Annotated in this window: 18 protein-coding genes; 5 read left to right on the forward strand and 13 right to left on the reverse strand. The window is 73.4% G+C overall.

What is annotated here, in order from left to right; all coding sequences use genetic code 11:
- Positions 1-1,020 (reverse strand): DUF5107 domain-containing protein (locus JFN87_RS11505; protein WP_209339890.1); only part of this gene is annotated, 1,020 nt, incomplete at its 3' end.
- Between the two features lie 187 nt (positions 1,021-1,207).
- On the opposite strand from JFN87_RS11505, the gene JFN87_RS11510 reads away from it, so the two are divergent.
- On the forward strand, positions 1,208-1,546 hold the full coding sequence (locus tag JFN87_RS11510) for a DUF6204 family protein (RefSeq protein ID WP_209339891.1): 339 nt from the start codon (positions 1,208-1,210) through the stop codon (positions 1,544-1,546).
- Positions 1,547-1,552: 6 nt separating this feature from the next.
- Here the strand turns inward: JFN87_RS11510 and JFN87_RS11515 are convergent, their stop codons facing one another.
- From JFN87_RS11515 to JFN87_RS11550, 8 genes are all read right to left on the reverse strand, one after another.
- A complete protein-coding gene (locus JFN87_RS11515; RefSeq protein WP_209339892.1) occupies positions 1,553-2,116 on the reverse strand; it encodes a GNAT family N-acetyltransferase in 564 nt (187 codons plus the stop codon).
- Between the two features lie 46 nt (positions 2,117-2,162).
- The gene (locus JFN87_RS11520; protein WP_209339893.1) at positions 2,163-2,795 is read right to left on the reverse strand and encodes an AAA family ATPase; all 633 of its coding nucleotides are present in this window, start codon (positions 2,793-2,795) and stop codon (positions 2,163-2,165) included.
- 74 nt (positions 2,796-2,869) lie between these two features.
- On the reverse strand, positions 2,870-3,805 hold the full coding sequence (locus JFN87_RS11525; RefSeq protein WP_209339894.1) for a S66 peptidase family protein: 936 nt from the start codon (positions 3,803-3,805) through the stop codon (positions 2,870-2,872).
- Positions 3,802-5,826 carry a prolyl oligopeptidase family serine peptidase gene (locus JFN87_RS11530; RefSeq protein WP_209339895.1) on the reverse strand — a complete coding sequence of 675 codons (2,025 nt, stop codon included), beginning with the start codon at positions 5,824-5,826 and terminating at the stop codon, positions 3,802-3,804. The genes JFN87_RS11525 and JFN87_RS11530 overlap by 4 nt, the downstream gene beginning before the upstream one ends.
- 11 nt (positions 5,827-5,837) lie before the next feature.
- Positions 5,838-7,181 (reverse strand): M20/M25/M40 family metallo-hydrolase, encoded by a 1,344-nt coding sequence (locus JFN87_RS11535; protein WP_209339896.1) that lies wholly within the window; start codon positions 7,179-7,181, stop codon positions 5,838-5,840.
- A complete protein-coding gene (locus JFN87_RS11540; protein WP_209339928.1) occupies positions 7,174-8,007 on the reverse strand; it encodes a M55 family metallopeptidase in 834 nt (277 codons plus the stop codon). The genes JFN87_RS11535 and JFN87_RS11540 overlap by 8 nt, the downstream gene beginning before the upstream one ends.
- Before the next feature lie 157 nt (positions 8,008-8,164).
- Entirely contained in the window at positions 8,165-8,578 is a 414-nt protein-coding gene (locus tag JFN87_RS11545; RefSeq protein ID WP_209339897.1) for a cold-shock protein, read from the reverse strand.
- Positions 8,579-8,732: 154 nt separating this feature from the next.
- Positions 8,733-10,583 (reverse strand): phospholipase C, encoded by a 1,851-nt coding sequence (locus JFN87_RS11550; protein ID WP_209339898.1) that lies wholly within the window; start codon positions 10,581-10,583, stop codon positions 8,733-8,735.
- A gap of 237 nt (positions 10,584-10,820) precedes the next feature.
- Between JFN87_RS11550 and JFN87_RS11555 the strand changes: the two genes are divergently transcribed.
- Positions 10,821-13,397, forward strand: a complete 2,577-nt coding sequence (locus tag JFN87_RS11555) for a polysaccharide lyase family 8 super-sandwich domain-containing protein (RefSeq protein ID WP_209339899.1) — start codon at positions 10,821-10,823, stop codon at positions 13,395-13,397.
- Here the strand turns inward: JFN87_RS11555 and JFN87_RS11560 are convergent.
- From JFN87_RS11560 to JFN87_RS11570, 3 genes are all read right to left on the reverse strand, one after another.
- Positions 13,378-14,010, reverse strand: coding sequence for a nitrogen regulation protein NR(II) (locus JFN87_RS11560; RefSeq protein ID WP_209339900.1), 633 nt, complete (start codon positions 14,008-14,010; stop codon positions 13,378-13,380). The two genes, JFN87_RS11555 and JFN87_RS11560, sit on opposite strands and share 20 nt — an antisense overlap.
- 157 nt (positions 14,011-14,167) lie before the next feature.
- Positions 14,168-16,669 carry an MFS transporter gene (locus JFN87_RS11565; RefSeq protein WP_307865407.1) on the reverse strand — a complete coding sequence of 834 codons (2,502 nt, stop codon included), beginning with the start codon at positions 16,667-16,669 and terminating at the stop codon, positions 14,168-14,170.
- Positions 16,670-16,911: 242 nt separating this feature from the next.
- Positions 16,912-17,379, reverse strand: coding sequence for an SRPBCC family protein (locus JFN87_RS11570; protein ID WP_209339901.1), 468 nt, complete (start codon positions 17,377-17,379; stop codon positions 16,912-16,914).
- Positions 17,380-17,530: 151 nt separating this feature from the next.
- Between JFN87_RS11570 and JFN87_RS11575 the strand changes: the two genes are divergently transcribed.
- The 3 genes from JFN87_RS11575 (at position 17,531) to JFN87_RS11585 (ending at position 19,658) form a co-directional block, all read left to right on the forward strand.
- A complete protein-coding gene (locus tag JFN87_RS11575; protein WP_209339902.1) occupies positions 17,531-18,616 on the forward strand; it encodes an Rv2578c family radical SAM protein in 1,086 nt (361 codons plus the stop codon).
- 71 nt (positions 18,617-18,687) lie between these two features.
- A complete protein-coding gene (locus tag JFN87_RS11580; RefSeq protein ID WP_209339903.1) occupies positions 18,688-19,104 on the forward strand; it encodes a RidA family protein in 417 nt (138 codons plus the stop codon).
- On the forward strand, positions 19,101-19,658 hold the full coding sequence (locus JFN87_RS11585) for a GNAT family N-acetyltransferase (protein WP_307865408.1): 558 nt from the start codon (positions 19,101-19,103) through the stop codon (positions 19,656-19,658). Before JFN87_RS11580 ends, JFN87_RS11585 begins: the two co-directional genes overlap by 4 nt.
- On the opposite strand, the gene JFN87_RS11590 is transcribed toward JFN87_RS11585, so the two are convergent.
- On the reverse strand, positions 19,607-20,218 hold the full coding sequence (locus tag JFN87_RS11590) for a HEAT repeat domain-containing protein (protein WP_209339904.1): 612 nt from the start codon (positions 20,216-20,218) through the stop codon (positions 19,607-19,609). The two genes, JFN87_RS11585 and JFN87_RS11590, sit on opposite strands and share 52 nt — an antisense overlap.
- Positions 20,219-20,387: the final 169 nt, after the last annotated feature.

The following is a 20,387-nucleotide window of genomic DNA, read 5'->3' on the forward strand; positions in this document are numbered from 1 at the left end:
GCTGAACTCGCCGCCCCCTTCGAGCGGTACGTGTTCCAGCTGGGTGCGGGCGAGGCCGGCCTGGATCTCGGCGTACCCGGGCATGCCCGGCTCGGTCAGCCACTCCTGCCAGCGCCGTCCGCCGGGCCCTGTGCCCCAGGCGAACAGCTTGCGGCCGGGCAGGCCGTCCGTGGACGTCTGGACGAGGCCGCGCCCGTCGACGTCGAGCGCGGCGATCCACTTGCGCTCGCCGTCCGGCACGTCGTAGAACCAGTCGGCCGCGTACGCGCCGCCGAGCGGCTCGGGCGGCGCGGGGACGCGGCGCAGGCTCCGCTCGTAGCCGTAGTGCCAGGCCTCCTCGGCCGGCACGAGCACCCGGGTCCCCCGCGCCTGCTCGACGGCGGTGTTCGACCACCAGTAGACGGGCACGGGAGCGTCGTGCGGGTTGCGGATCCGCACGCCCGCGTAGAGGAAGTCCGCGTCGGCCGGCAGCCACAGATCGACCTGGAACGGCACGTCACGCAGCCGCTCCCACTCCCACAACCGCAGCATCGGGCCGCCGTCGGGCGCGGTCACCACGGCCGCGTGCACGGGCAGGCAGGACAGCGCCGAGTGGCCCGTGGCGCCGATGTTCCACTCGATGCCGCCGGAGAACCAGGCACCGTTCAGGGCGAAGCTCGCGGGCTGGAACACCGGGTTCCTGTAGACCAGTTGGCGTCCCGTCTCCTTGTGCGTCAGCGAGTGGACCCGGCCGCCGAGCGACGGAAGGACCGTCGCGCGCAGCCGCTCGTTCTCGATCACGAGGGCGTCGAGGCGGGCCGGTGTGCGCCGCCTGCCGTAGCCGTCGAGTATCCGCGCCGGCAGCGGGGAGCGCAGCGGCGCGTGGCCCGCCTGGCGCGCCATGCGGGGCGGCAGCGTGCGCAGGGTGTCCTGGTCGACGGTGTGCGCCTCGTCGAGCGGGAGGAGCGGCGGCAGTGGGTTCTCCGGTCCCACGGGGGCGGCGGGCAGGGTCAGCACGGCGCGTCGGACGGCAGTGGCCACGGCAACCTCACTTCGTATCCGTAAGCGGTCGAGCGATCGGGACGAGCCCCCATCGAACCGCGCGCACGCGCCGCTGACCAGGGTGCCTGCCCACGGCACCGGCGCCCGGAAAACCCCGCGCGCGCCCCGCCGCCCCGGCCGTAGGGTGCACGGGACCTGTGACGATCGGCGAAGGGACGCACCACCCATGAGCACCCAGCACACCTACCGGGTCATCGTGCGGGGCGCCTGGCGCGGCCTGACGGACACCGACCGGGCGCGGCTGCTCGCCGACGTGGAAGGACACGGGCTCGCGGGGCTGCGGTTCACGCCGGAGGGCTCGCTCGCCTACGACCGGACGCTGAACCACTTCAGCTACCGCTACGAGATCGTCGCGGACGCGGACGACGGCGAGGAGATGGCCGCTCTGCTCGCCGAGGAGCGCGCCGCGCGCGCCCTGGCCGCGCTGGGGTACGACCACGGGGAACTGCGCTCCACCGCCACGGACATGGACACGATGAAGATCAACCGGCCGTCGCGGCGCTGACGGCCGCTAGGACGTGCCGGCCGGCACCATGTCGGAGGTGATCGCCCAGCGCTCGTGGTCGCGCCACGCGCCGTCGATGAAGAGGAAGTCGGGCGAGAACCCTTCGAGGCGGAACCCGGCGCGCCGCACGAGCGCGATGGACGCCGTGTTGGTCGGCTGGATGCACGCTTCGAGTCGGTGCAGCCCCAGCGGGCCGAACACCTGCCCCATCACCAGCCCGAGACCCTCGCTCATCAGGCCGCGCCCCGCCGCGTGCGCGAAGACCCCGTAGCCGAGCGCGCCGCCGCGCATCGCTCCCATGACGATGTTGTTGACGTTGATGAACCCGGCGATCCTGCCGTCGAACGTTGCGCAGACGAGGAAGCCGTGGCGGTCCCGGTCGTCGGCGAGCCGGGCCGCGTATGCGGCGTAGGCGTCGGGCTGGTCCGGCGGGAAGAGCCAGGGCCTGTGCAGGTGCCGGCTCTCGCGGGCGGACGCGGTGAACTCGTCGGCGTCCTCGCCGCGGAAGGGCCTGATGAAGGTGCGCTCGCCGGTGGCGAGTGCGGTGGCGGCGGCACGCGTGTCGGGCATCGCGCCATCGTAGACCCGAGCTGACGTGCGGGAACAGGGAGTTTCCTCAGTCGAGGCGGATGTGCCTGACGCCCGTCCACGCCCTGCGTGCGCCGCCGAGCAGCGGCCCGTCGGTGTTGGGCCGCAGGCGCAGCCCCGCGGCGTCGGCGATGCGGTCGGCGACCGACTGCACGGGCACGTGGTCGGTCCACACGTGCTCGCGGAACTCCTCGCCGCCCAGCGCTTCGAGGCAGCGGTCGAGCTGCCCCACCGCCCAGCTCTCCCGCGTCAGCGAGCCCTCCTTGCCGGTGATGTACTGCATCACCTGGCCGAGGCCGCGCTCCCGCAGCCGGCGCAGCACCGTCTCGCGCCTGGCCAGCAGCGCGAAGTGGCGTACGTCGTGGCCCGCGTCGCGCAGCCCGCCGACGATCTGTCTGAAATAGGCGGGCTCCACCAGCGTCATCGGCGCGATCACCGTGCCGGGGTACTTCGCCAGCGTCACGTCGAGCACCTCGTGCACGCCCGCACGCCAGGCCTCCAGGTCCTGGAAGTCTCCCCGCAGTTCGGCGGGCATCATCCGCTGCAGCCCGAACCCGACGTGCTCCGGATCACAGACGACGCTCCCGGGCAGCCGGCGCTGGATTTCGTAGGCCGTCTGCGTCTTGCCGCCGCCGAAGGGACCGTTGATCCAGAGAAGCATGGGAACGACCCTACGGCAGTGGACGCGGGGCGCGCCCCGCGTCCACCGCGCGCGAACGGGGCGCGCGCCGCGGCTCAGGTCAGCGCGGGCACCTCCAGGGTCAGGGTGGCGGTGTCCGCGTCCAGCACGGCCGGCACCCCGAACGGCACGGTCAGGGCGGTGTCGCCGTGCCCGAACCCCATCTCCTCGACGATCGGCACGCCGAGTCCGCCGAGCCGGTCGAGGAAGACGTCACGCACCTCCTCGTAGGGTCCGCACTCCTGCCAGGAGCCGAGGCCGATCCCCGCGACGCCGTCCAGCCACCCGGCGCGCAGCAGCTGGGTGAGGATGCGGTCGAGGCGGTACGGCTCCTCGCCGGTGTCCTCGATCATCAGCAGCCCGCCCGCGGCCGAGGGGCGCGCGTGCGGCGTCGAGAGGTCGGCCGCGAGGAGGCTGACGCAGCCGCCGAGGGTGATGCCCCTGGCCCGGCCGGGCACCAGGGCACGCGCCGTGGGCAGGCCGAGCGTCAGCACGGACTCGGGCTCGAACAGCGTCGCCCGCAGGTGCTCCTGGCTCTCCGCGTCCTTGAGGAAGACGGCGGCGGAGGTCATCTGCCCGTGCAGGGTGGCGACGCCGAGCCGGGTGGCGAACGCCTCGTGCAGCACGGTGATGTCGCTGAACCCCACGAGCGCCTTGGGTGTGGCGGCACGCATGGCGTCCCAGTCGAGCAGGTCGACCATGCGCTGGGCGCCGTAGCCGCCGCGTGCGCACAGCACAGCGGCCACATCGGGGTCGCACCAGGCGGCCGTCAGGTCACGTGCCCGGTCCGCGTCCTGGCCGGCGAGGTAGCCGAAGCGCGGGTGCCGGTCCAGCACGTGGGGCGCGACGACGGGGTCGAGGTCCCAGCCGCGCAGGATGTCGAGGCCTGCCTGGAGGCGGTCCTCGGGTACGGGGCCGCTGGGTGCGACGACGGCGACCCGGTCGCCCGGCACGAGGCGCCTCGGCCGTATCAAGGGGGCGAGTGCGCTCACGTGGTCAGCTCCAGCCGGGGCACGTCGTCGCGCTCGAAGCCGAACGTCTGCGCGTAGAGCGACAGTTCCGCTTCGAGGCAGCGGACCATCGTGTCCTTCCTGCGGAAGCCGTGTCCCTCGCCCTCGAAGGAGAGGTACGCGTGCGGGATGCTGCGTCCCGCGACGGCGGCGAGGAACCTGTCGCACTGCGCGGGCGGGCAGATCACGTCGTCGAGCCCCTGGAGCAGCAGGAACGGTGCCTTGATGGCGTCGACGAGGTTGATCGGGGAGCGCTCGGCGTAGCGTCCGGGGACCTCGGCGAGCGGCCCGATCAGCGATTCCAGGTACTGGGACTCGAAGTCGTGGGTCTCGTCCTTCGCCCACCCCGCGAGGTCCAGGATCGGGTAGCTGATGGCGCCGCAGGCCCACACGTCGCGCGCGAGGGGCGATGTCAGGGACGCGGCGGTCGTCCAGCCGCCCGCGCTGCCGCCGCGCACGGCAAGCCTCGCCCGGTCCGCCGAGCCCTCCGCGGCCAGCGCGAGGGCGACCGCCGCGCAGTCCTCGACGTCCACGACGCCCCACTGCTCGCGCAGCCGGTTGCGGTAGGCGCGCCCATAGCCGGTGGATCCGCCGTAGTTGACCTCGGCGACGCCGATGCCGCGCGAGGTGAAGTAGGCGATCTCCAGGTCGAGCACGAGGGGTGTGCGGCTGGTGGGGCCGCCGTGCACCCAGACGACGTACGGCGGCAGCTCGCCCTCGGGCCCTGTGTAGTCCGGGTGGTGCGGCGCGTGGACGTGCGCGTGGATCTCCCGCCCTCCGGGGCCTGTGAAGACGCGCTCCTCGCCGGGCGAGAGGTACGCCGGGTCGACGGCGTCGCTGTGGGCGGAGCCGATCACGCGTGCGTCCAGGGATGAGGTGTCGACCTCGACGATCTCGGCCGAGGTGCGGGCGCTCGCCGCGAGCCCGACGACGGTGTCGCCGTGCACCGCCAGCGTGGACGACCACTCGGTCCAGGGGCCCGGCACGTCGGTCAGGGTGCCGGCCTCGGGGTCGAGCACGCCGAGCGCGTTGGTGCCCGTGCCGTGGACGACGGCGATCCTGCCGCCGGTGAGCGGCGCGAACCACTGCATGCCGATGCGCCACAGGGCGCCGCCGAACTCCTCGTGCCGCGCGGGCAGCAGCGCGGTGGAGCGGGCGCGCGCGTCGGCGAGTCCGTCCGCGGGTACGCGGCGCAGCTCCCACCAGCCGCCGGGGTCGGACGCGTACAGCAGCGAGCCGTCCTCGGCCCAGGCGACCTGGCAGACGGCCTCGTCGGGGCCGCCGAGCACGGTGGCGGCGCCGGTGAAGGGGCCGGTGAACGGGCCGCCCTCGGCGGGTACGTCGGCGAGGACGACCTCGGTGCCGTCCCACGGCATGCGCGGGTGGTCCCAGGCGATCCACGCGGCGCGCCGCCCGTCGGGCGAGAGCTGGGGTCCCGTGACGAAGCGATGGCGCCCGTCGGACAGTTCGCGCACCGCGCCCCGGTCCTCGGCGGCCGAGCCGTCGAGCGGCACGGCGACGACGGCGCGGCGCACGTCGGTCGGTGCGGGACCGGTGAACTCCTCCATCACGCACCAGACCTCGCCGCGCTCCGGCAGGACCCTCAGGTCCGCGAAGCGCAGCCCGCCGCCGACGGACGAGAGCGGGGTGAGCGGGCGCGGCTGCCCGTCGCCGTCCGGCTCGTAGGCGTAGAGGCGCTGGTCGGCGAAGTGGGCGAAGACGACGAGCGGGCCGCCGGAGGCGCGCGGCGTGCCCGCCCAGGGCAGGCCGCCGTACTCGATGACGCGGCTGCGCACGTTCCACGGGGCGGGCAGTACCGATTCCTCGGTGCCGTCGGCGTGCCTGCGCACGAGGGCGCGCCTGCCGCCCTCGGCCGGGCGCGGCGCGGTCCACCAGACCTCGTCGCCGACGGTGCCGAGGTACTCGGGCCTGCCGTCGTGGGAGGCGGCGAGCGCCGCGTCGATCGGGGACGGCCAGGTGCCGTACTGCGATGCGGTGGCCATGTGCGGCTCCTTCACGCGGTCTTGAGGTAGTGGTCGAGGACGCGGACGCCGAAGTGCAGCGCGGAGACCGGCACGCGTTCGTCCACGCCGTGGAAGAGCGCGTCGTGGTCGAAGCCCTTGGGGAGCTTGAGCGGGGCGAAGCCGTAGCCGGTGATGCCGAGGCGGGAGAACTGCTTGGCGTCGGTGCCGCCCGACATGCAGTACGGCACGGTGTGGCCCTCGGGGGCGAACCGCTCGACGGCGGCGCGCAGCTTGGCGAACGTCGGCGAGTCGACGGGCGCCTGCAGGGCGACCTCGCGGTGGGCGAACTCCCAGTCCACGTCGGGACCGGTGAGCCGGTCCATGGTGGCGATGAACTCCTCGTCGCCGCCCGGCACGGTGCGGCCGTCGACCATGGCGGTCGCGTGCCCGGGGATCACGTTGACCTTGTAACCGGCGTCCAGCATGGTCGGGTTGGCGCTGTTGCGCACGGTCGCCTCGACGAGTTCCCTGGCCGGGCCGATCCGGTCGAGCAGCGCGTCGATGTCGAAGCCGTCGGTGCCGAATCCGGCCTCGACGCCCTGGAGCGCGGCGAGTTCCTCGATGGCCGCGCGTACGGTGGGGGTGATGCGCAACGGCCACCGGTGATCGCCGATCCTGGCGACGGCCGCCGCAAGGCGGCTGACCGCGTTGGCGTCGTTGGCCTTGGAGCCGTGGCCCGCCCTGCCGTGCGCGGTCAGGCGCAGCCAGGCGGTGCCGCGCTCGCCCGCCGCGATCGGGTACAGCTCGAGGCCGCCCGCGTGGTGGGTGTACGCGCCCGATTCACTGATGCCCTCGGTGCAGCCCTCGAAGAGCTCGGGGTGGTGGTCGGCGAGGAAGCCGGAGCCGTCCTCGGCGCTGGCCTCCTCGTCGGCGGTGAACGCGACGACGATGTCGCGGCGCGGCCTGATCCCGTGGCGGGCCCAGGCGCGGACCACCGTGAGGATCATCGCGTCCATGTTCTTCATGTCGACGGCGCCGCGGCCCCACACCACGCCGTCGCGCACCTCGCCGGAGAACGGGTGCACGCTCCAGTCGGCGGGCTCGGCGGGCACGACGTCGAGGTGGCCGTGGACGAGCAGCGCGTCCGCCGACGGGTCGGTGCCGGCGATCCGCGCGACCACGTTGCCGCGGCCCTTGGTGCGCTCCAGCACGACCGGTTCGAGTCCGGCCTCGGCGAGGTGGGCCGCGGCGTACTCGGCCGCGGGGCGCTCCTGGCAGTCGCCGCCGCCGCGGTTGGTGGTGTCGATGCGGATGAGCTCGGAGGTGAACGCGGTCACCTCGTCGAGCGCCTTGCTGTCGATGGGGTCGACTTCGGGGGTGTCGGTCTCAGCCATACTGCTCCTCCACGGCGGACGAGGCGATCGTGGTGACGGCCTTGAAGGTGCGGATCGCCTCGTACATCGTCGGTGACGTGTACGAGACGCGCCGCTCGCCGCTCGGGGCGACGCCCGGCACGACGGTCGAGGCGTCGGCCAGGTGGGCGGCGTCGAACTCCAGCTCCACCGTGAACGGGCCGCCGTCGACGGGCTCGTGGCGGTGGGCGAGCGCGGTGGCCTCCTTGGCCGCGGACCTGATGTCCGCCGCGGTGCGCTCGGGCGTGCGGCAGACGGCGGCGTAGCGCGACACGTGGTCCTTGACGGCGACCTTGCGGGCTCCGGGCGCGTAGCCGTCGGCGTCGACGCACGTCAGGTCGTCGCCGGTGACGAGCACGACGGGGACGCCGTACTCGGCGACGACGTGCGCGTTGAGCAGGCCCTCGCTGGCCCTCGTGCCGTTCAGCCACACTCCGGTGATGGAGTTGGCGAGGTAGGTGTGGGCGAGGACGCCCTCCGTGCCGGCGGCCGTGTGGTAGCCGACGAAGGCGATGGCGTCGACGTCGCCGTGCTGGACGCCCTCCACCATGGACAGGGACTTGTGGCGGCCCGTCAGCATCTGGGCGCGGCTGTCGAGCCGTTCCAGCAGGAGGTTGCGCATGGACCAGTGGGCCTCGTTGATGAGGACCTCGTCGGCGCCGCCGTCGTAGAAGCCGAGCACCGCGGCGTTCACGTCGGAGGTGAACAGCGCCCGGCAGCGCTCCCACTGCGGTGTCCCGGGCAGGACGTCCGCCGGCCAGGTCACACCGGTGGCGCCCTCCATGTCGGCACTGATGAGGATCTTCAAGAACCGCCCCATTCTCCCAGGCCAGTGGGGCCGTCACCCACCGACGTCGTTGTCGAACGCGTCAAGTAGAACACTCGCGCGCCCGCACGGCGCACACCGGCCCCGCACGGCGGTGTGCGCCGTGCGGGGCCGGTGCGTGGCTCGTGGGATCGGAGGTCTATGCCTCGGTCCAGCCGTGGTCGGCGGCGAGCTTCCCGAGGTGGCGCCTGATCGCCACGATCTGCTCCGCGGTGATCCCGGGGGCGGCGGCGAGCAGGGCCTCCGTGACCTCCTCGGTGAACTCGCGGGGCGACAGGACGTCGCAGAGTCCTTCGTCCATCGCCGAGCGCGGCGCCTGGCGGGCGGGGACGCCGGTGGACATGCCGTCCTCCAGCACGCTGACGCGGGCGGCCTTGAGGCCCTTGTCGCCGTTCTCGATGTCGAACTCGACGCTCACGCCGGGGCCGACCAGGGACTTGTCCACGACGAGGTCGTTCACGTGCAGGAAGACGTCGTCACCGCCGCCGCTGGGCGCCACGAAGCCGTAGCCGCGGACCGTGTCGAAACGGATGACCTTGCCCGTTGCCACCATGCACCCCATCACGTAACCCCTGCCATGCGGCCCGCGCGCGGATCACCGCACGCCCGCCACCCGGCGTCACGCTACCGCACCCTGTGTCAGGGAAGAAGGCACCCGGTGTGCCGGTCCCGCCGGGGGCGGGGGCGCCGCTCCCCGGCGGTTCGTGTCACCTGTGGCTGCCGGCGCGACGGCGCAGGCCCACCGCTGTCGCCGCTGCCACCACCAGGGCGGCGCCGATGCCGGCCGCGGTCCACGGCAGCGCGCCCGCGCCGTCGCCCGTGGACATCCGCATCGCCGCGTCCTGCGCCCGCAGGCCGGTGATGTGCGTCTTGACGGGCCGCACCTCCTGCAGCGGGCCGACGGAGCGCACCGAGCCGTCGCTGTTCAGCAGCGTCTGCCGGTTGTTGGGGTGGCGGAAGTCGAACATGGACAGCAGGCTGCCCGCGCGCCGGTCGAACGAGTGGTCACCGATGTCGCGCGTGCCCCAGTTCCGCTCGATGAAGCGGATGATCGACGCCTGTTCGGTCCTCGTGTGGTCGATGTGGTCGACCTTGCTGTACGGCGAGATCACGAGCAGCGGCTGGCGGGCGCCGGGCCCGCAGCGGTCCTGGTACCCGCCGGCGGCGGCCGGGCCCGACTGGCACATCGGGCTGTCCGTCGCCTTGCCGGTGGACGAGACCGTGGAGTCCTTGGAGCCGTTCGTCACGGGCGCGGTGACGTGGTCGTACCAGCCGTCGGAGTCGTCGTAGGCGATCACGACCGCGGTGTCCTTCCACTGCGGCGAGCGCTGGATCCTGTTGATCTGGTCGACGAGGAAGTGCTGCTCGTCGATCGGGTCGGAGTAGCCGGCGTGGCCGTCCTGGTAGGCGGGCGCCTTGAGGAAGCTCACGGCGGGCAGCCGTCCCGCTCCGAGTGCCGCGTCGAAGTCCGTCAGGTCGTAGTTGTGGTTCGCGCGGCCCGCGTGGCCGATCTCAGCTACGCTGCGCGGCGCGAGGTGGTGCGGGTTGGCCGTGGAGCCGTAGTACTGGAACGGGTCGTGGTGCGGGCTGTAGTCGACGACGGACGCGCCGCCCACGTTGGCGTGGGTGTCGCCTGCGCACTTGGCGTAGTGGCCGTCCTGGCCGTCCCACGGGGTGCTCGGCCTGAAGCCGCCCTGGAACCAGCCCCAGCTGATGCCCTTCTCGTTCAGCCGGTCGCCGATGTTCTTGCCCGTCAGCATCGCCAGCGAGCTCTTGCTGGTGTGGTCGCTGTCGGAGCAGTCGTCGAAGGCGGGGTCCGGGTCGTTGATGAGGGTGCCGACGCCGTGCGCGTCGGGCGAGGCGACCGCGGCGGGGTCCGGCTTCGCGGTGCGCTCGGGATGCTCGGTCGACGAGGTGGGGTCGGTGGAGACCACGCCGTGCGTCTGCCCCGAGACGAGCTCGATCGCGCCGGGCGTGGAGGGGCCGTACGCGGAGCCGAACGAGTTGTCGCTCAGCGAGTAGTGCTGCGCGTAGTTCCACAGGGCGGTGACGGTGTTGCCGTCGTAGTAGTCCATCACGACGCCGGGCTCGTAGAACAGGTTGCCGGAGCAGCGGCCGGATTCGGTGTTCTGCACGAACTTGTCGGCCTTGCCGCCGTCGTAGGCGTACTGCTCGCGGTCGTAGTCGTGGCGCTGGTCGCAGGTGACGGCCTGGTCGGGGCCGAGCCGCTTGGGCGCGTACTGGTTGGGGTTGTGGCGGAGCAGGTGCGCCGTGCGCAGGTTGTCGACGGACTTCGGGGTGTGGCGGGAGGCCTTGAAGGGCGTGCCGTCCTCGCCCGTCGCGTACGGGTACGTCGCGAAGTAGTGGTCGAAGGAGATGTTCTCGTCGAAGAGGACGACCAGGTGCTTCACCGGCGTGGCGGTGCGTGCGCCGTGCCCGTGCCCGTGCCCGTTCGTGTCCGCGTGCGCGGGGCCCGCCGCCCCCAGCACGGCGAGCGCGGCCACCCCCGCCCACGCGCACCATCGACGGGGGCGCGCTGTCCTGCCTGTACGGCCCATTCCGATGACCCTCCGATCGTTGCGGGTGACGCGCGGACACCATGCTGGTGAACGCGGGCAGTCTGGCGGATGTACGGCGTCTTATCCAGACGCCGTACCGGGTTCGGCGTTCCTTCCCTCCCGGCGCGCACGGCCGCTGCCCGGCGGAAACCGCCGCCTGCCTGCGGTTGACATGTCCAGTTACGGTTGAGGGGTTGGGGCAGCATCACGCATCCCGTCCGCCTCTGGAGTGTCGACATGCCGATCTCGCGCCGCGCTCTGCTCTCGTCGCTCCCCGCGGGTGCCCTGCTCGCGGCGGCGAGCCCCGGCGAGGCCCGGGCGCTGACCACGGCCGCGGGTGGCGGGGCCGCGGGCGACGCGGCGGCGGGCGATCCGGCCGCCGTGCTCGCCAGTACCGTCGCGCTGCTCGCGGGGACCGCCGAGAGCAACGCGCGCCCCGAGGCCGCGAAGAAGCTGGCCGCAGTCGAGGCCACGGCGCGCGGCCGGATCGCCGCGCTGGACGCGGCCGGGACGGGCGAGCTGTTCCACGGGCTGCCGCTCGGCACCAGCGACACCGCCCTGACCAAGTCCTTCCAGTACCTCTGCGAGATCGCCCTCGCCACCCGGCTGCCCGGCCCCGCGGGCACGGGGCTGCGCGGGGACACCGCGGTGCAGCACCGGGTGATCGACGGGCTGGCGCGCCTGTACGACGACTACTACGGCGACCAGTCGAAGGGCTACTACGGCAACTGGTACAACTGGGAGATCGGCATCTCGGCCCAGGTCAGCCGCACCCTGGTGCTGCTTGAGCGCCAGCTCGCCGGCTACCGGCCCGGCCTCACCGCGTCCTGTGTCGCCGCCATGGACGGCTACCTGCGCCACGGCAAGGACGGCGACGTCGACCTCGACTCGCGCTTCCACACCGGCGCGAACCTCGCGGACATCACCACCGACCGCATCCTCCAGGGCGCCGTGCTCGGCGACTCCGCGCGCATCTCCAAGGCCGTCGGCGACCAGTTGACGGTGCTCGCCACCATCGACCCGTACCATCTGAGCCACCAGGTGACGGACGGCTTCTACGCGGACGGCTCCTACCTCCAGCACGCCTCCGTCGCCTACACCGGCTCGTACGGCAGGGACCTGCTCTCCAGGATCGCCGACACCGTCGCGATCCTGGACGGCTCCGGGTACACCGACACCGGCGCCGTCACGGGCGTCGCACGGGGATGGCTGGCGCACTCGTTCGCCCCGGTGATCTTCGAGGGCTGGATGATGGAGATCGTCAAGGGCCGAGGCGTCTCCCGCACCACGTCCGGCTACGCGGACACGGCCGCCGTCGTGGAGGCCGCCGTGGGGCTGAGCGCCTCCGCCACGGGCGCCGACGCGACGGCGCTCAAGGGGTACGTGCGCTTCCTGCACGAGGCCTCGCCGGTGGCCGTCGACCCGGCCTCGTTCGCGTCGCCGCTCACCGTCGTGCGCCACGCGGACATCCTCGCCGACTCCTCCGTTCCCGCGGCGGACCTGGCGGCCGGCTCCGTCAACGCCGCGTTCTGCGCGATGGACAGGACGGTGCACCGGCGCCCCGGGTTCGCGTTCGCCCTCGCGCGCTCCTCGTCGCGGGTGAGCGCGTACGAGTACATGAGCGGCGAGAACCTGATGCCCTGGTTCCAGGGCGACGGGGCCCACTACCTCTACCTCACGGGGCAGGACCAGTCGCGCTTCTTCGGCGCGGACCACTTCACGGCCGTCTCGCCCTACCGGCTGGCCGGCGTCACCGCGCCCGTCGAGACGCGGCGTACGGTACCCGAGCTGTACGGCACGCAGTGGTACGACAACCCGGCGGCCGGGTTCACGTCGTCGTCCGAGGCGCAGAACACGTACGTGTACTTCCCGCGCACCACGGCGCTCTGGTCGGGCGGCGCGAGCCTCGACGGCTACGGCGCGGCCGGGCTCGTCCAGGGGCAGCACGCGGACTACGCGGCGAAGCGGGCGGGGGAACTGCCGGGCGACTTCGTCGCCTACCGGGGCGCGGAGGCCACCAAGTCCTGGTTCATGCTGGACGAGGAGATCGTGGTGCTCGTCGCGGGGGCGGGCGACCGGGCGGGACGCGCGGTGTCCACCACGCTGGACACCAGGATCGCGGACCCGGACTCCGACGTCACCCTCACCGCGCGCCGCCGCGACCACAGGCCCTTCTCGCCGGGCGGCCGGCCCGCGCCCCTGGAGTGGCTGCGGTACGCGGACGACTCGGCGAACGCGGCCGTCGGCTACGTCTTCCTCGACGGCCCCTCCCCCACCGCGGGCCTCGAGACGGTCACGCACAGCAGGCGCCTCGTGCGGGCGGCCAACCCCGACACGCCCGTCACCAAGCAGGTGTTCTCGCTCGTCTACGAGCAGCCGGCGGGCGCGCCCTTCCTGACGGCCGCGCACGTGCTCGTGCCGCACGCCACCGAGCGCGCCCTGGCCGCGTACCGCGCGCGCCGCGAGGTGACCGTCCTGGCCAACACCGCGCGCGTGCAGGCGATCGAGCACCGCGGCCTCGGTCTCACGGCGGTGAACGTATTCGCCTCGGGCACCCACCGCGCCGCGGGCGTCAGCGTCGAAGGGCCCGCCTCCGTGCTCGTGCGCAGGACGCGCCGGGGCGGCGGCGTCACCGTCGCGCTGGCCGACCCCACGACGCGGCGCGACCGGGTGGAGGTCGTCCTGCGGGGCCGCACGCTCGGCGCGGTCACGGCGGACGACGGGGTTCGGGTGTCGCGCGTTCCCGGCGGCACGCGCGTGGTGGCCGACACGCGGCAGGCCTACGGCAGGAGCCTCACAGCGACGCTGCGTTAGCGGCGCACGCGCGCCCCACATGGCCCGCCTGGCGCGGCACCTGGCGCACCGGCGTAAGCGGAACCTGGTGGTGGGTGAACTCAAGGACCGGGTAGCCGAGTTCCAGCACGCGTGCGGTGATGCGCGCGGCATCGGACCGGCTCATCGCCGGCATGATGCCCGGGAGCCTCTCGGCGAGCCCGCGCCCGTCGGGGAAGCGGGTGTGGCGGGCGAAGCCCGGCATGACGCGCGGTCCCGACGGCGTCACGGGCGATCCGCCGCGTGTCAGCCCGCGGCCGTCGGCGGCGAGTACGAGGTGGCCGCGGGCGGCGCCCAGCGGGTACGTCCACCACAGGATGTCCGTCCTGGCGCCGTCGGGCGCGTGGACGGTCGCGCGCCCCGCCGCCGGGTGGGCGGCGGCCGGCCGGTGGCCGGGGGCGAGGCCGCCGGAGACCGGCATCAGGTCGCCGCCGTACCGGCCCACGGCCTCTCGCGCGGAGTGGCCGAAAAGCTGCCGTGCCCCCGTCGACCAGTGCGACACGAGGCCGTGCCGGTCCACGACGGCCACGCCGAGCGGTATCCGCCCGGCCGCGGCGATCCGGTGCGGCAGAGCCGGCGGAAAACCACTGTCCATGGGGAGAGGACTCCTTCCGTGCCGCCGTCGTCCGCGGCCCTGCCCACCACGGTACGGCCCTGACCGGGCCCGCCGTGGGGCAATCGGGGAAGAGGTGTTCGGCCTCTGACCAGCCACCGGCTTGACTGAATTTCAGTCAAGTCCTCGCCGGGCCGCCTCAGTCCTCGTGCCCCAACTGGAGGTCGCGCTCCGTGCGTCCGCCGCCCGCGACCTGGAGCACGGTGGCGACCGGCGGGTAGCCCGCGGCGATCACCGTGTACTCGCCCGAGGACAGGTCGACGAAGCGGAACGTCCCGTCGGGCCCCGTGGTCAGCGTGTCGACGACATTGCCCGCCGCGTCGAGCAGGGTGACGCGCGCGTCCTCGACGGCGCGTCCGCCCGAGGCCCGCACCGTTCCGCGCAGCACCGCGCCGCCCGCGAGTTCGACGTCCTGCCGGGTCTCGCGGGACGACTGCACGCTCACCGGCAGGGCGGCGGGCCTGAAGGCGGGCGCGCTCGCGGCGAGGGTGTACTCGCCGGCGACGAGCTCGCCGATCACGTACATCCCCTCGCGGCCGCTGCGGGTGGACGCCACGACCTCGCCGCGCACGTCGGTGAGGGTGACGGCCGCGTCCCGTACGGGGGTGCCGTCCGCCGTGACCACGGCGCCCGCGAGCCGCCCGGCCCCGCCGAGCACCACGTCCAGGTCGACAGGCCGGTCCCCGACGGTCACGGTGACCGCCTGCGGCTGGTGCCCGCCGGCCGCCGCGATCATCACGTACGAGCCGGCGCCCGGCACGGTCAGCGCGTAGCGGCCCTCCTCGTTGCTCGCGCCCCGGCCGATCTGCTGACCTTGCACGTCGATGAGGGTGAGCGCGGCGCGCGGCACCACCGTCCCGTCGTAGTGCTGGACGGTGCCGCAGACCGCGACCCCGCCGCCGTGGGCGGGCGCGGACACGGTGGGCGCGGGAGCGGCGTACATCGGGGCCTGCTGCCCGGACGCGGCGTTGCGCGCGGCGGGGATGTCGGTGGGCTCGACGGTGGGGGCGTTGTGGGACACCAGCGGTTTCTCCTTGAGGAAGAAGGCGATCAACAGGCCGAGGACGAGCACCGGCACGAGGTAGAGGAAGATCCGCGGCATGGCGTCCGCGTACGCCTCGACGTACGCGTCGCGCAGCGCGCGCGGCAGCGCGTGGACCGCCTGCGGCGTGATCGACTCGGCGTTCGGCAGGCCGCCTCCGGCGGGAAGCCGGTGGGCGAGCGCGCCCGTGAGGCGGTTCGCGAACAGGGTGCCGAAGACGGCCGCGCCGACGCTGCCGCCGATCTGGCGGAAGTAGTTGTTGGCGCTGGTGGCGGTGCCCAGGTCGGCGGGGCGCACGGAGTTCTGCACGGCGAGCACCAGCACCGGCATCACGAGACCGATGCCGACGCCGAGCACCGCCTGCGCGGCGCCGGTGGCGAGGTGCGAGGTGTGGGCGTCCAGGCGGGAGAGCAGCCACATGCCGACGGCGGAGACCGCGCTGCCGAGCACCGGGTAGACGCGGTAGCGCCCGGTGCGGCTGATCAGCTGCCCCGAGACGACGGAGGCGATGACGACGCCGCCCATCATCGGCAGCATCAGCAGGCCGGAGCCTGTGGCGCTGACGCCGTCGACCATCTGCAGGAAGGTGGGCAGGTAGCTGGCCGCGCCGAACAGCGCGACGCCGATGACCGCGCCGACCAGCCCCGAGACGTTGAAGACGGCGTCCCGGAACAGCCTGAGCGGGATGATGGGTTCGGCGGCGAACCGCTCGACGACGAGGAAGAGCACGGCCGCTCCGAGCGCGCCCGCCGCCAGGCCGAGGATGACGCGCGAGCCCCAGGCGTACTCGGTGCCGCCCCAGCTGGTGAGCAGCACGACGCAGGTGGACGCGGCGGTCAGCAGCAGCGCGCCGAGCACGTCGAGCCTGGCCTTGGTGGTGCGCCTGGGCAGCTTCAGTACGAGCATGACGACGGCGAAGGTGACGAGCCCGAAGGGGACGTTGAACCAGAAGCACCAGCGCCAGGTGGCGTGGTCGGTGAAGAACCCGCCGAGCAGCGGCCCCGCGACGGACGCGAGACCGAACGCGCCGCCGATCAGGCCCATGTACCGGCCGCGTTCGCGGGGCGGCACGATGTCGCCGATGATCGCCTGCACGCCGATCATCAGGCCGCCCGCGCCGACGCCCTGCAGGGCGCGGAACGCGATCAGCTCGTTCATCGAACGCGACCAGCCGCAGAGGGCGGAGCCGATCACGAAGACGATGATCGCGAACAGGAAGACGCCCTTGCGGCCGAACAGGTCGCCGAGCTTGCCGTAGACGGGGAGCCCGACCGTGGACGTCAGGAGGTAGGCGGTGATCGCCCAGGACATCCGGTCGAGGCCGTGCAGGTCGCCGACGATCTTCGGCAGCGCGGTCGCCACGATCATCTGGTCGAGCGCGGCGAGCAGCAGCGCGAGCATCAGGCCGACGAAGACGAGCCGTACCCGGCGCGGGTCGAGCGCGGTGCCGTCCCGGGCCTGTTCGCCGGCCTGTGCCGGCGCCGGTTCGGGCGGCGCGGCCGCGGCGGCGGCCTGCGCTCCAGCGGTCTCGGCCGCGGGCCCGTGACCGTGCCCGGCGTCGTCCGCCGCTTCCTTCACCAGAGTGGTCGTGCCGCCCACGTACTGCTCCCCTCGTCACACCTGCGCGGCGTCATTCTTCGCATTGCGCGCCAAGTGGGAGCAAGCGAATGAAGTGACCCCGAAACGGGAGACGAGGGGGGCGCGTTGGACGTTCAGGCGTGCGCCGGGGCGCCCATCAGGGGCTTTCCGCGCGGCGCGCGCCGAGGGGGTGTCACGAGATTCCGACGGTAAATCCACCCGTATCGGTGACTCGGGCGACTACCGCGCTGACCGGGGCGTGCTCAGGCGGAGGCGCCGCCCGAGGTCTTGCTCTCGGTGACCTGGGCCAGCTTGGCCAGGACCTGGTCGTGGATCGCGGCGAGGCCCTTGGGCGCGAAGGTGCGCTCGAAGAAGCCGCCGACGCCGCTCGCGCCGTCCCAGACCGTGGTGACGACGGCCTTCGAGCGGCCCTCGCCCGCGGGGGTGACCACCCAGGTGGTGACCATGGAGGAGTTGCGGTCCTTCTCGACGAGCTGCCCGTCGGACGGCTCGGTCACCTCGAGCAGGCAGTCGCGCACCCGCTTCTTGGTGGCCTGGAGCTTCCAGTGCACCAGCGTTCCGTCGCCGTCGCCGCCCTCGCGCACCTGGTACTCGCTGAAGTTCTCGGGCAGCAGCGTGGGCCGCGTGTCCTTGTAGTCGGCCAGCGCGTCGAACACGTCGTCCGCCTTCGCCGCGATGACCCGCTCCGTCGTGGCTTCGACCTGCGCCATGGCTGTTCCTCCAGCAATCGGTTCCTGGGTGGGACGCCGCCAAGCCAACCACCCCCGCATCCGCGACCCAAATCGGGGTCCCGTCCGCCGCGCGCACGATCAAGGGAACATTTGTTCTATTCTCGTTCCAGCACTACCGAGGAGGGACCTCATGCGCTGGGACCATCTGGCCGACGGGCACACGGCGGACGCCTCCGGCTCCACCACGGGCGGGCCGGGCGCGCCTGCCCCGCTCTTCGCCACGAGCGCGGTCACGACGAGGACGTTCGACACCCCCGAGTTCAGGGGGATCACGTTCCACGAGGTCAGAGCCAGGTCGATCCTGAACCGGGTGCCGGGGGCGTCCCGGATGCCGTTCGACTGGACGGTGAACCCGTACCGCGGCTGCTCGCACGCGTGCGTCTACTGCTTCGCCCGCAAGACCCACAGCTATCTGGACCTCGACACGGGCGAGGGCTTCGACTCCCAGATCGTGGTGAAGGTCAACGCGCCGGAGCTGCTGCGCAGGGACCTCGCGTCGCCGCGCTGGCAGGGCGAGCATGTCGCGATGGGCACGAACGTCGACTGCTACCAGCGCGCCGAGGGCCGCTACGGCCTGATGCCCGGCATCATCTCGGCGCTGCGTGAGAGAGCCAACCCGTTCTCCATCCTGACCAAGGGCACGCTGATCCTCCGCGACCTCGACCTGCTGAGGGACGCCGCGCGCGTGTGCGACGTCGGCGTGTCCGTCTCGGTCGGCTTCACCGACGCTGAGCTGTGGCGGGCCGTGGAGCCCGGCGCGCCCGCGCCCGAGCGCAGGCTCGACGTGGTGCGGTCGATGGCCGGGATCGGCGTGGACTGCGGGGTGCTGATGGCGCCCGTACTGCCGTTCCTCAGCGACAGCGAGGACCAACTGCGGGCGACGGTACGGGCGATCGCGGCGGCCGGCGCTTCCTCGGTCACCCCACTGACGCTGCACCTGCGGCCTGGCGGGTCACGCGAGTGGTTCATGGCGTGGCTGCGCGGCCGCCACCCCGAGCTGGTGGACCGCTACGAGCGGCTGTACGCGGGCGGCGCGTACGCGCCGAAGTGGTACCAGCGCCGCATCACGAGGGCCGTGCACGAGCTGGCCGACGCCTACGGGATAGGGCCGCGCGGCCGCTCCACGCGCGGCGCGCCCGCGGCCGCCGGGCGCGCCGATGGCGCGGTGCCCGCACCGGAGCAGGAGCCCGAGCCGGAGCAGCTGACCCTGCTGTGAGGCGCGCCCGCCCGCGCGACGGCGCGGAAATCCCGTGGAGGGCCGACGGCCTCGTCGGTGAGGATGGCCCGATGAGCCGTCTCACACATCTCACCGCACCGGAGGGCGTCGCGCCCGGCAGCGGTTACAGCCACGTCGTCATGGGTTCAGGCACCTTCGTCGCCGTGTCGGGCCAGTGCGCCTTCGACGAGCGGGGCCGCGTCGTCGGGGAGGGCGATCCGGCCGCTCAGGCGCGGCAGGTGTTCGAGAACCTGCGCCGCTGCCTGGCCGCCGCGGGCGCCGGTTTCTCCGATGTCGTCAAGCTGACCTTCTTCGTGACGGACGTCGCGCACCTGCCCGCCGTCCGGGCGGCGCGCGACGCGGTGATCGACCCGGCACGGCCGCCGGCGAGCTCCGCCGTGCAGGTGGCGGCACTGATACGGCCCGAACTGCTGGTCGAGATCGAAGCGTTTGCCGTGGTCGCCGGGGGCGGCGGGGGCGGCCGGTGAGCGTGCGCGCCGTCTGCGTACGCGCGATGGCGCTCGGGGACTGCGCGGCGGTGGCCGCGGTGCGTGTGGAGGGCTGGCGGTTCGCCTACGAGGGGCTGATGCCGCGCGCGTTCCTGGACGCGATGAGCGTCGAGGCGGACACCGCCGTGCGCCGCAGGCAGTTCCTCGCGGCCGGTGACCGGGTCGTCAACCTCGTCGCGGAGCGCGAGGGCGAGGTGGTCGGCTGGGGCTGCTGGGGGCCGCCGAGGGACGAGGACGCCCCGGCGGGCACGGCGGAGCTGTACGCGCTGTACGTGCGGCCCGGCCATGTGGCGAGCGGGGTGGGGCGCGCCCTGATGGCCGAGGTGGTGTCCGGGGCCGCGGGCGCGGGCCGTTCGCGCATGTGGCTGTGGGTGGCGGCCGGCAACGCGCGGGCGCGCCGCTTCTACGGGCTGGCGGGGTTCGCGGCCGACGGCGCCGGGAGTGCGGAGGAGTACGCGGGCGTGCCGGTGCCCGAGGTGCGTTATGCGAGGGAGCTGAGCGCGCGGCCCGCGGCCGCCGAGAGCCGCGGATGACCGAGCGCGGCGCGCAGTACGGGCACGGCGCGGCGGTCGCCCAGCGCGCCGAGGCCCTCCACGCAGGCGAGCGCGACGCGCCAGTGCGGCTCGCCCGGCGTCAGCAGTCCGTCGAGGGTGGTGATCAGCGCGGGCACGGACTCGGGGGCGCGCAGCCGCGTCAGCAGGCGCACGGGGTGCAGGGCGTAGGCGGTGCGCAGCGGGTTGGTGGCGAGCGCGGCGGCCGCGCGCGGGGTGCGCGGGTCGCCGAGGAGCGCGAGGGCGTGGGATGCGGCGACGCAGCGCTCGGGGTCGCGGTGGTTGAGCAGCAGGACCAGCGCCTCGAAGGCGCGTGTGTCCCGGGCGCAGCCGAGCCGGAAGGCGGCGATCTCGCGCGCCCAGAGCGGCTGCCCGGGCGCGACGAGGACGGCGGCGAGTTTCTGGGCGTCGCCAGTGCGCAGCAGATCGTCGCAGGTGGACGAGTTCCCTGACTCGTCGCGTACCCGGTTCGCGAGGTCCAGGAAGTCGGCGTCCGAAGCGTCCGAAGCGTCCGCGGCATCCGTGCCGTCCAAGGCGTTCATGTGCCGTGAGCGTATCCGCGGCCGCCGGGTGGCGCAGGGCACACGGGAAAGTCCGGCCCTGGGGTCTGGCGCGCTCGTTACCGGTCGGTTAATCTCAAACGAGCGGGCGGCCGGTGACGCAGCCGCCCCGGGCGCCGTCGGTTCGGCGCCCACCCGCGCCGGTGACTGC

This window comes from Streptomyces montanisoli (assembly GCF_017813245.1).
Lineage (GTDB): Bacteria > Actinomycetota > Actinomycetes > Streptomycetales > Streptomycetaceae > Streptomyces > Streptomyces montanisoli.

What these genes read in the sequence shown, in the direction of transcription:
- JFN87_RS11510 (WP_209339891.1), top strand. Translation starts at nt 1,208, where the DNA reads ATGAGCACCCAGCACACCTACCGGGTCATCGTGCGGGGCGCCTGGCGC.
- JFN87_RS11515 (WP_209339892.1), bottom strand. Translation starts at nt 2,116, where the DNA reads ATGCCCGACACGCGTGCCGCCGCCACCGCACTCGCCACCGGCGAGCGC.
- JFN87_RS11520 (WP_209339893.1), bottom strand. Translation starts at nt 2,795, where the DNA reads ATGCTTCTCTGGATCAACGGTCCCTTCGGCGGCGGCAAGACGCAGACG.
- JFN87_RS11530 (WP_209339895.1), bottom strand. Translation starts at nt 5,826, where the DNA reads ATGGCCACCGCATCGCAGTACGGCACCTGGCCGTCCCCGATCGACGCG.
- JFN87_RS11535 (WP_209339896.1), bottom strand. Translation starts at nt 7,181, where the DNA reads ATGGCTGAGACCGACACCCCCGAAGTCGACCCCATCGACAGCAAGGCG.
- JFN87_RS11545 (WP_209339897.1), bottom strand. Translation starts at nt 8,578, where the DNA reads ATGGTGGCAACGGGCAAGGTCATCCGTTTCGACACGGTCCGCGGCTAC.
- JFN87_RS11550 (WP_209339898.1), bottom strand. Translation starts at nt 10,583, where the DNA reads ATGGGCCGTACAGGCAGGACAGCGCGCCCCCGTCGATGGTGCGCGTGG.
- JFN87_RS11555 (WP_209339899.1), top strand. Translation starts at nt 10,821, where the DNA reads ATGCCGATCTCGCGCCGCGCTCTGCTCTCGTCGCTCCCCGCGGGTGCC.
- JFN87_RS11560 (WP_209339900.1), bottom strand. Translation starts at nt 14,010, where the DNA reads ATGGACAGTGGTTTTCCGCCGGCTCTGCCGCACCGGATCGCCGCGGCC.
- JFN87_RS11570 (WP_209339901.1), bottom strand. Translation starts at nt 17,379, where the DNA reads ATGGCGCAGGTCGAAGCCACGACGGAGCGGGTCATCGCGGCGAAGGCG.
- JFN87_RS11575 (WP_209339902.1), top strand. Translation starts at nt 17,531, where the DNA reads ATGCGCTGGGACCATCTGGCCGACGGGCACACGGCGGACGCCTCCGGC.
- JFN87_RS11580 (WP_209339903.1), top strand. Translation starts at nt 18,688, where the DNA reads ATGAGCCGTCTCACACATCTCACCGCACCGGAGGGCGTCGCGCCCGGC.
- JFN87_RS11590 (WP_209339904.1), bottom strand. Translation starts at nt 20,218, where the DNA reads ATGAACGCCTTGGACGGCACGGATGCCGCGGACGCTTCGGACGCTTCG.